The 9708-nt window shown below is 32.8% G+C and carries 7 protein-coding genes and 1 pseudogene; all 8 read left to right on the top strand.

Translation table 11 applies throughout. The features are described 5' to 3' along the window. Positions 1-106 precede the first annotated feature (106 nt). Positions 107-1180 (top strand): hypothetical protein, encoded by a 1074-nt coding sequence (locus HMPREF2647_RS10470; protein ID WP_049382172.1) that lies wholly within the window; start codon positions 107-109, stop codon positions 1178-1180. A gap of 34 nt (positions 1181-1214) precedes the next feature. Continuing rightward, complete coding sequence (locus HMPREF2647_RS10465; protein WP_070860085.1) at positions 1215-1964, top strand: hypothetical protein; 750 nt, start codon at positions 1215-1217, stop codon at positions 1962-1964. A 41-nt stretch (positions 1965-2005) separates the two neighbouring features. Beyond that, on the top strand, positions 2006-2983 hold the full coding sequence (locus HMPREF2647_RS10460; RefSeq protein ID WP_053016484.1) for a DUF1002 domain-containing protein: 978 nt from the start codon (positions 2006-2008) through the stop codon (positions 2981-2983). A gap of 125 nt (positions 2984-3108) precedes the next feature. After that, positions 3109-3468, top strand: coding sequence for a hypothetical protein (locus HMPREF2647_RS11550; protein WP_256326494.1), 360 nt, complete (start codon positions 3109-3111; stop codon positions 3466-3468). A 273-nt stretch (positions 3469-3741) separates the two neighbouring features. Next, positions 3742-4647 carry an FAD:protein FMN transferase gene (locus HMPREF2647_RS10450; protein WP_037541164.1) on the top strand — a complete coding sequence of 302 codons (906 nt, stop codon included), beginning with the start codon at positions 3742-3744 and terminating at the stop codon, positions 4645-4647. Between the two features lie 82 nt (positions 4648-4729). Further along, complete coding sequence (locus HMPREF2647_RS10445; RefSeq protein WP_070860083.1) at positions 4730-7747, top strand: NADH-dependent flavin oxidoreductase; 3018 nt, start codon at positions 4730-4732, stop codon at positions 7745-7747. Between the two features lie 24 nt (positions 7748-7771). Next, entirely contained in the window at positions 7772-9148 is a 1377-nt protein-coding gene (locus tag HMPREF2647_RS10440; RefSeq protein ID WP_029376768.1) for an MFS transporter, read from the top strand. Positions 9149-9239: 91 nt separating this feature from the next. After that, positions 9240-9524 (top strand): annotated as a pseudogene (locus HMPREF2647_RS10435) (SDR family oxidoreductase); the annotation flags it as partial. Between the last annotated feature and the right edge of the window lie 184 nt (positions 9525-9708).

The following is a 9708-nucleotide window of genomic DNA, read 5'->3' as shown; positions in this document are numbered from 1 at the left end:
CTATATTTTTTTACTTTGCAACAGAACCTTTTAATTTTATTGTATTTGATAACGCTTTATTTTTTGATAGCATGGAAAGTGAGTTTTATATCAGGGAGATGTATGAATGAAATTTAGAAAATTAGGGATGTTAGGTTTGTCTTCTTTTATTATTTTAAGTGCTTGTGGTCAAAATACAGACAATAATCATAAAAAAGACAGTGATCAAACACAGGAAAGGGATAAAAAATCAGATGAAACTGAAAAGCAATCAAATGATGAAGTAGCAGAAAACAATCAAAATACAAAGCATCAACCTCAAGGTGAGTCTAATGCTGCAGAAACAACAAATGAAGCAAATAATCAAATTAGTCAACCTATAACAATTGATGAAGCAAAATCTATTGCTTTTAACTCCGAAGATATACTCAATTTTACTCAAAATAAAGATGATCTAATTTACAATAAAGATAAAAGTAATGATGATAAAATTTTTATTGAAACGCCTTTTGGTGGGATAAACGACTCCGTTAAGCACCACGCCATTATAGATAGAAATACAGGAAAAATTATCAAAACGGGTGGCGCTATTACACATCCAGATGGTCCTATAGAAGCGGAAAACGGTTATATAGATAAAGATATTTATAATTCAACTGCTGATTTCTACAATACTTACGTATACAAAAAAGGAATGCCTAAGTTTGAAACTGCCAACTCTGATGTACCAGAACAAAAATATAAAGAACTTTCAAAAATCGTAGGTAATTATTGGCAAAAAGAACAAGGATATGACAATGAGTCAAATCAATCAACATCAAATAACAACCAGTCTCAAAATAAAAAAGAAAATAATCAAACAGATAATGATAGTAAACAATCAACGAATGAAAATACAAAAAATGAACAAAACCGAGACAACATTGAAGAAGATAATAATAAATCAAATCAAAAACAAAATAATGAAGAACAGCAAGAAAATAGTAACGAGGAAGCTTCGCAAAATGAGGAACGTGAGGATCCAAATCAACAAATAGAACAACCATCTAGCGAAGATAAGCAAAATCCAGATGCAGCACAAGAAAATAATAACCAAAACAATGATGAAAATACTGATGGTAACAACTATGAAAATGAACAATCTCAATATGTAGAATCAAAAAGTTCAGAAAATGACAAAGAAACTTCAAACGCTTCATAAATATAAAAATATTATTATCAAAAGGAGTCTTTAATTGGTTAGTGTTACACAAAGAATTTCACAAATTAAACAACCCCGTGGTGGGTATTTAAACAGAAAATCATTTGAAGTTAAGCAACTAGAACCAGAAACATTTATAGATACAAAATATGAAAATATAGCACCTCAAACAATTGGTTTAGTCGTAGACTACCTTACTCGTATGGTTATAAATCAAGACAAAGAAAAATCATTTGCCATATCGTTAACTGGCGCAAAATTAGCTGGGGAATTACAAACAGCCGAATCATTGTTAAAAGATATTAATGATAATGATGATCTATCTATTATTAAAGCATGTCAATTGGTAAATTACGATATGGTATATAGAGCAGGAAGCATGCCTAAAGAATTTAAAATTCCAGATCAAGACACAATTAATAATATAAAATCACTTATAAACAGAAGTCTTTCATTTTTTAATCAAATTGGTGAAGTTAAAATGGATGGTTTCACATTTGAGGGGGGTTATACAAGCATTATTGATAGTGGAGATGGCGACTTTCTAACTGAAGATACTTTGTGGGATTTTAAAGTTTCAAAACAACTACCACAGAAAAACAGTACGCTTCAATTAGCGATATATTATTTAATGGGTAAGACATCTCAAAAGCCTACCTTTGAGAATATACGTTACATTGGTATTTATAATCCAAGATTCAACCAAATTTATAAATATGATATGACACAGGCTGATTCAGAAATGATTGAAACAATCCAAAAACGTGTTATTGGATACGATTAATATAAATATATGAAACATTTTAAGGGATGGTGTATTTGAAAATGAAAAAAGCAATAACTAGTTTAGCAGTAGCTACATTGTTGTTATCAGCTTCAGGTGTTGTTAAAGCAGCTGAAAATAAAGAAGATTGGGATGAACCTGTTTTTATTAAAGGCGCTGACTTAGAAGGGCAAGATTTACAACAAACTGAGAATGATCTAGGCGTTGATGATAACTATGAAACTTATAATGTTAACGTCAATGATGTGAGTAATTATATCCCAAACAGCAGTAATCTAAGTTATATTTATTCAAGTGCAACAATTGAACATAAAAAATGGGGTAAGGGTGTTGATGTGAAAATTGATACACCAGATAACATTACAAAAGTGACATCTGAACAATATCAAAATGCTGCAATTACGGCAGGAATTAAAAACGCAGAAATACATATAGCTTCTGTCGACCAAGTAACTGGTGAAGGTGCTTTAGCTGGTATTTATAAAGCATATGAAGAAAAAGGTAACAACCTCAACGCTGAAGATATTCAAAATTCTAATCAAGAAATGAATGACTTAGGTAGAATTTCAGAAGAAAATAAAGGTGAAGATGGATATTCAGATGAAGCTTTGAATGCTTCAATAGCAGATATTAAAGAACAACTTGCAGATATTAAACAAAATCAAGATAAACAAATAACACAACAACAAGTTGAAGACACGGTCAATAAAGTACTCGATGAACGTGGCTTGTCAGAAATATTATCAGAAAATCAAATTCAAATGATTAATAATAATATGATTAATGTGGCAAACTCTAATGCCTTAACTTCCGATCCTAAAGCATTTAAACAAAATGCTAAAGATGTATTAAAAAATATTGAAAAAAACTCAGATGATTTATTGAATAAAGCGAAGGATAAAGCCAAAGATTTGAATACAGAAGAAAATAGAAATCTTCTTCAACGCATATGGGACGGTATTGTGGAAATTATTCAATCGATCATTCAATTTTTCTCTAATCTGTTAAATAAATTATAGAGTTGTTTAAAAAGAGAGGACAAAATCTGCCCTCTCTTTTTTAGCAAAATAACTAATAAGAAGAAGCGTACCACAAATAAAACTAAAAAATAGATTATGAAAAAATTATCTTTGAAGGGGGTCGAATGAGAGACATAGAAGTAGAAAAAGCCTATAAGATGATGAAAGAACAGGATAAAATAAATTTTGGTAAATACCATAAGACACTATTACATATACATATTCCAAGATCATATGATTTCAAATTATATGATGAATGGAATAAACAATATTTCTATGCTATTAGCGAAGATGAAATATTTAGAATTGCTAAAAAAGAAAATTTTCTTTACAGTGAGTATTCTAATATAAATGATTTAAAGGAATTAGATATTTTTAAGAACTATAAAAATCTAAAGGAAATGCTTTCTTATTTTATTTTGATATACAGCATATACACTAATGGAATATCAATAATTGTTGTTACAGATCATAGTACTGTGTGAAGAGTGGAATAAAGAATTCTGTATGGCTTCTGTTCTACTCTTTTTTATTAAAAATATATAATAAAGAATTTTTTAAAATAGTAAAATTTATACTTTGATTAACTTTTGACATAATTATGAACATCTAAATAAGTAAAAATCAAATATTTGAAATTGTGTTAATATGAATGTAGAAACTAAAGTAATAATTTCATTTAAAATAACTTTTAAATTTTATATACATATTAGCGTTGTGATACACGTATAGAGGGGGAATCAAAAGTGGAAACGCTAATGATTAAAGCAATGGGGACGGTGATACGTTTATCGATTGAACATCAACATTCGAACACATTACTTCAAGAAGCTGAATTAAAAATTCATGATTGGGAATCTCAATTTAGTGCTAATGATCCAAAATCAGATTTGATGAATGTGAATCAACATGCAGGTATCGCACCAGTCAAGGTTAATCCTGAGATGTTTAACATGATACGTTATGGTTATGAAATTACACTATCTTCTAATTTTAAGATGAACATATTGATAGGGCCATTAGTTAAATTATGGAAAATTGGTTTCAAAGATGCATTGAAACCTAAAGAAGAAGATATACAACGCGCTTTAATGTGTATGAATCCTGAAAATCTTGTTCTAAATTCAAAGACACATGAAGTATTTCTTACACAACCAGGAATGGAGATTGATTTAGGAGCCATTGTAAAAGGCTATTTTGCTGATCAATTACAGCAATACTTTTTATCTCATGGTGTAGCTTCTGCCATTATCGATTTAGGTGGTAATGTTTTAACAATTGGTAGACAACCGGAAACTTTAGAAAAATGGCATGTAGGTGTACGCAATCCTTTTTATAAAGATGCATTATCACTCGTTACATTAAATGTAGAGCATCAATCAGTTGTTACTTCCGGCATCTATGAACGCTATTTCATACAGGAACATCAATTATTTCATCATATTTTGGATTCCAATACAGGATATCCTGTAGATAATGATATCGTTAGCGTGACAATCATATCTGATCATGGGATTGATGGCGAGGTATGGAGTACAATTTGTAGTTTTGGTCAATCACAACAAAATATTGAATTATTAAACCTCATAGATGGTGTTGAAGGCATCATTGTGACAAGAGATGGAAACGTTTTAATGACTTCAAAAATGCAGAGGTATTTATAAAATTTTAAAGAATACTCATAAAGAGTATTTTATTTTTAAGTATAAATGTGAAAAAAATCACAATGTCTTAGGAGGAATTGCTATGAGTAAAGAATTATTTGATACTTTTAAATTTAAATGTGGTGCCGAATTAAAAAATAGAGTATTAATGGCGCCCATGACTATCCAAGCTGGATATTTTGATGGAAGTGTTACATCAGAAATGATTGATTATTATCAATTTAGGGCTGGTGATGCTTCAGCAATTATTGTTGAAAGTTGTTTTGTTGAAAACCATGGGAGAGGCTTCCCAGGGGCTATAGGTATTGATAACGATGACAAAATACCTGGACTTAAACGTCTAGCAGAAGCGATTCGATCTAAGGGGTCAAAAGCGATTTTACAACTTTATCATGCTGGAAGAATGGCGAATCCTAAGTTCAATGAAGGTGAACAACCCATATCTGCGAGTCCTATTGCAGCATTAAGACCTGATGCGGTACCACCAAGAGAAATGACACATGCTCAAATCAATCAGATGATAGAAGATTTCGGAGAAGCGACACGTCGTGCTATAGAAGCAGGATTTGATGGTGTTGAAATTCATGGTGCCAACACATACTTATTACAACAATTTTTCTCTCCGCATTCTAATCGAAGAGAAGATACATGGGGAGGCAGTCGTGAAAAACGTACGCGATTCCCAATCGAAGTACTAACAAAAGTTCAACATGTCGTTGCTGAAAATGAAGCCTCTCATTTTATAATAGGATATCGATTCTCACCTGAAGAAATTGAAGAGCCAGGCATACGTTTTGAAGATACAATGTTTTTACTAAATACTTTAGCAAAATATGAACCCGATTACTTCCATATATCAGCAAACAGTTACCAACGTACGTCCATAGTGAATCAAGAAGATACAGAACCTTTAATTAATAAATATCATAAAATGAAAAGTGCACAGTTGGCACAAATTCCATTAATTGGTGTTGGTAGTATTGCGCAACGAAAAGATGCAGAACATGCCCTTGAACTCGGTTATGATCTTTTAAGCGTTGGAAAAGCCTATTTAATAGAACCTCAATGGACGGATAAAATTTCACAAAACGAAGAAGTTGAACAATTTGTCGATATACATGACCAAAAAGTACTTCACATACCATCTCCTCTGTGGAAAGTGATGGACTTCATGATTTTAGATAAAGAAGAAGAACATCGTAAATATGAAAGATTAAAAGCACTACAAAATAAAAAAGTGAAATTTAACAAAGGCACGTATCATGTTTATGCAAAAGGTCATAATGGCAATCTACCAATGAAAGTTCAATTGTCGGAAGATAAAATTGTAAGTATTGAAGTAGATGATAGTGGAGAGTCTGAAGGTATAGCGAACCCAGTTTTTGAACGTTTACCTCAAGATATCATCAATGGACAAACGTTAAATGTCGATGTCATATCAGGTGCGACAGTAACAAGTGAAGGCATCGTGCAGGGCATTGCAGATGCAATTGAACAAGCAGGCGAAGATCCAGATATTTTACGAGCACGTCCTAAACCAGTTGTTCAGTGGTCTGATGAGGTCGTTGAAGAGACGACTGACGTAGTCGTGATTGGTACAGGTGGTGCTGGTTTAAGTGCAGCAGCTACGGTTTTAGACGAAGGAAAAGAAGTCATCATGCTTGAGAAATTTGCGGCTATAGGTGGCAATACCATCCGAACAGGTGGTCAAGTCAATGCTGCTGAGCCTAAATGGCAAAGTGCATTCCCTGCACTCGCTGGTGAAAAAGACACATTGATACAGTTATTAAATCATGATGAAAAGGATATAGATGAGGCTTATCTTGAAGATTTCAATACTTTAAAGCGTCAAATTAAAGATTACCTTGAAAAAAGTAGCAATAAAGATGATTATCTTTTCGATTCTGTTGAATTACATCGCATTCAAACGTATCTAGGTGGAAGACGTAAAGATCGTAATAATGTCGAAATTTCAGGTGATTATGATTTAGTTAAAACACTCACAGATAATGTTTTGGAATCAGTATACTGGTTGAAAGATAAAGGGGTACATTTTGATCGTTCATTTGTAGATATGCCTGTTGGTGCACTATGGCGTCGTGGTCATAAACCAATGAAAGCACAAGGTTTAGAGTACATTGAAAATCTAGGAGATTACGTTAAACATCATCATGGTCGTATTTTTACAGAAACTACTGCAGAAAAATTAATTAAAGAAGGTAATCAAGTTGTTGGTATTGAAGCACGTAAAGCAAATGGTGCTAAAGTTAAGATTCACACTCGTCACGGCGTAGTGTTGGCCACAGGTGGTTTTGGAGCGAATACTAAAATGATACAACAATATAATACGTATTGGGATAACATTCCAGATGATATTAAAACAACAAATTCTCCTGCAATTACAGGTGATGGTATACGTTTAGGTGTGCAAGCAGGCGCTGACATTGTAGGTATGGGATTCTCTCAAATGATGCCGATTTCTGATCCTAAGACAGGTGCATTATTCACAGGATTAATCGTGACACCTTCAAACTTCGTCTTCATTAATAAGGAAGGACATCGTTTTGTTAACGAATTTGAAAGTAGAGATGTATTATCTAAGGCAGCATTAGAACAAAAAGACGGTATCTTCTATATTATTGCAGACGCAAATATTAAAGCGCTAGCTATGAATACGACTGAAGACAAAATCAATCAAGAATTAGAAGATGGCACTTTAATAAAGGCTAATACCTTAGAAGAGTTAGCTCAAAAATTAAACATAGATACAACTACTTTTGTGAATACGATTGAAAGATATAATACTTTCGTAGAACAAGGACATGATGAAGATTTTAATAAAAATGCATTTGATTTAAAAATCGAAAAAGCACCATTCTATGCGACACCACGAAAACCTGCAATACATCATACTATGGGTGGTTTAAAAATCAACACACATGCACAAGTCGTTGATGTAGAAGGTCATATCATTAAAGGATTGTATGCAGCTGGTGAAGTTGCTGGTGGTATACATGCAGGTAACCGTTTAGGTGGTAATGCACTGGCAGATATTTTCACTTTTGGTCGCATTGCCGGTCAAAGTGCTGTAATGAAATAAAGGAGAACAGGAGGGCGTTTAATGATGAGTGAACAGTTTAATAAAGGAAAACAACTCATTGTAGCGATTATTTTAGGGATTCTCACATATTGGTTATTTGCACAGTCTTTCTTGAATATCGCACCACATGTGCAACGTTTCTATGATGTAGATATGAGTATTGTTAACATTGCGGTCAGTCTTACATCACTCTTAACTGGTGTGTTTATAGTTGTAGCAGGAGGTTTATCTGATAAGATAGGTCGAGTTAAAATTACTTACGCAGGTTTGATACTTAGTATACTTGGGTCTATTGCATTGATTATATCTCATGCGCCACTTTTATTATTGGTAGGTCGTGTGTTACAAGGCTTATCTGCAGCATGCCTACTTCCGGCAACTATTGCGTTAATTAATTCATTCTTTCATGGTGAAGAAAGACAAAAGGCACTAAGTTATTGGTCATTTGGTTCATATGGTGGAACAGGATTAGCATCACTATTTGCTGGAATGATAGCCACTTTTATTGGGTGGCGTTGGATTTTCGTGTTGTCAATCATTTTCTCAATTCTTGCCTTAATATTGCTTAAAGGCATACCAGAATCTAAAGATGAATCTGCACATAATAAAAAATTTGATATTATCGGTATCATTATTTTTGTCATTATGATGTTAAGTATTAACATAGTAATAACGCAAGGTGATAGAATTGGATGGTTAAATCCTATTATTGTAATATTAATTGCCATATTCATTGTGACATTAATAGCTTTCTATATATTTGAAAAACGTCAAAATGAACCTTTCATAGATTTTAGTTTATTTTCAAATAATATTTATATTGGCACAACATTAGCTAATTTAATGGTGAATATGGATATAGGCTCACTTGCATTATTTAATATCTATGTTCAAGATGATAAACATTTAACAGGCGCACAAGCGGGTTTAATTACAATTCCATATATGTTGTGTAGTTTGTTAATGATACGTGTAGGTGAACGTTTTATGCAAAATCGAGGGCCACAATTGCCACTTATGTTAGGTCCTTTATCAATTACAGTGGGTATTATACTTTTAGCCTTCACTTCGTTGCCTAACATGATTTACTATATTGTGGCGTGCATCGGATTTATCTTTATAGGTCTAGGATTAGGTTTCTTTGCGACACCAGCGCTATCTACAGCTGTATCTAATGTTCCGGCAGAAAAAGCTGGTACTGCATCAGGAATTATCAAAATGACTTCTACACTCGGTGCAGCATTCGGTATCGCTGTTATAACTACAATTTATACAGCATTGTCTGTCAATCATCCAGCACAATTTGCAGCTACAATCGCATTTATCGTGGGGGCAGGTTTAGTGTTTATCGCATTTATTGCCGCGTATTGTTTAATTCCTAGAAAGAATGTAGATGCTTAAATCGGGAGTTGGCGCAGTAAATATTATTGCTTGATTACTATCACCTTGTTTTAAGGGTGATAGATAATTAAGACGGCAGATAGATATAGGTAAAACAGCTGCCAAAGAATTAGTGAATAAAGGCATCACTGTAAATGCTTATTGCTCAAGTGTTGCTAAAACTAAAATATAGGATCGTATTGATGAATAAATGGTTAAACTTGATGATAGTCCTGAAATAGGAGATACGTTTGAAGCCTTTTCTTCAGAAATTACGCTTGGAAGATATCAAGAATCATTCGATGTTGCAAACTTAGTATCATTCTTAGCTTCTAATGATTCTGACTATATTACTGGTCAATCCATTTTAACTGATGGTGGATTAGTGTATAGATAAAAAGGGATACTTCGTCATGGTAATTAACGGATAAAAAAGCGTTTAAATATTTATATATAATGATTGTGTGCTTATACAAAATGTCAACTCAATGCAATTCATGTGAGAGTGGGATGATGAGTCTGAGACATAAAGTCTCTGGATAAGTCAATAAAGACAATTTCTATTGAAATAATATAGAAAT

It is taken from the genome of Staphylococcus sp. HMSC035D11 (genome assembly GCF_001836075.1).
Classification (GTDB): Bacteria; Bacillota; Bacilli; order Staphylococcales; family Staphylococcaceae; genus Staphylococcus; species Staphylococcus hominis.
Note: the sequence above shows the minus strand (reverse complement) of the source record. Positions and strands in the feature narration are given on the sequence as shown.

What these genes read in the sequence shown, in the direction of transcription:
- HMPREF2647_RS10470 (WP_049382172.1), top strand. Translation starts at nt 107, where the DNA reads ATGAAATTTAGAAAATTAGGGATGTTAGGTTTGTCTTCTTTTATTATT.
- HMPREF2647_RS10460 (WP_053016484.1), top strand. Translation starts at nt 2,006, where the DNA reads ATGAAAAAAGCAATAACTAGTTTAGCAGTAGCTACATTGTTGTTATCA.
- HMPREF2647_RS11550 (WP_256326494.1), top strand. Translation starts at nt 3,109, where the DNA reads ATGAGAGACATAGAAGTAGAAAAAGCCTATAAGATGATGAAAGAACAG.
- HMPREF2647_RS10450 (WP_037541164.1), top strand. Translation starts at nt 3,742, where the DNA reads ATGATTAAAGCAATGGGGACGGTGATACGTTTATCGATTGAACATCAA.
- HMPREF2647_RS10445 (WP_070860083.1), top strand. Translation starts at nt 4,730, where the DNA reads ATGAGTAAAGAATTATTTGATACTTTTAAATTTAAATGTGGTGCCGAA.
- HMPREF2647_RS10440 (WP_029376768.1), top strand. Translation starts at nt 7,772, where the DNA reads ATGAGTGAACAGTTTAATAAAGGAAAACAACTCATTGTAGCGATTATT.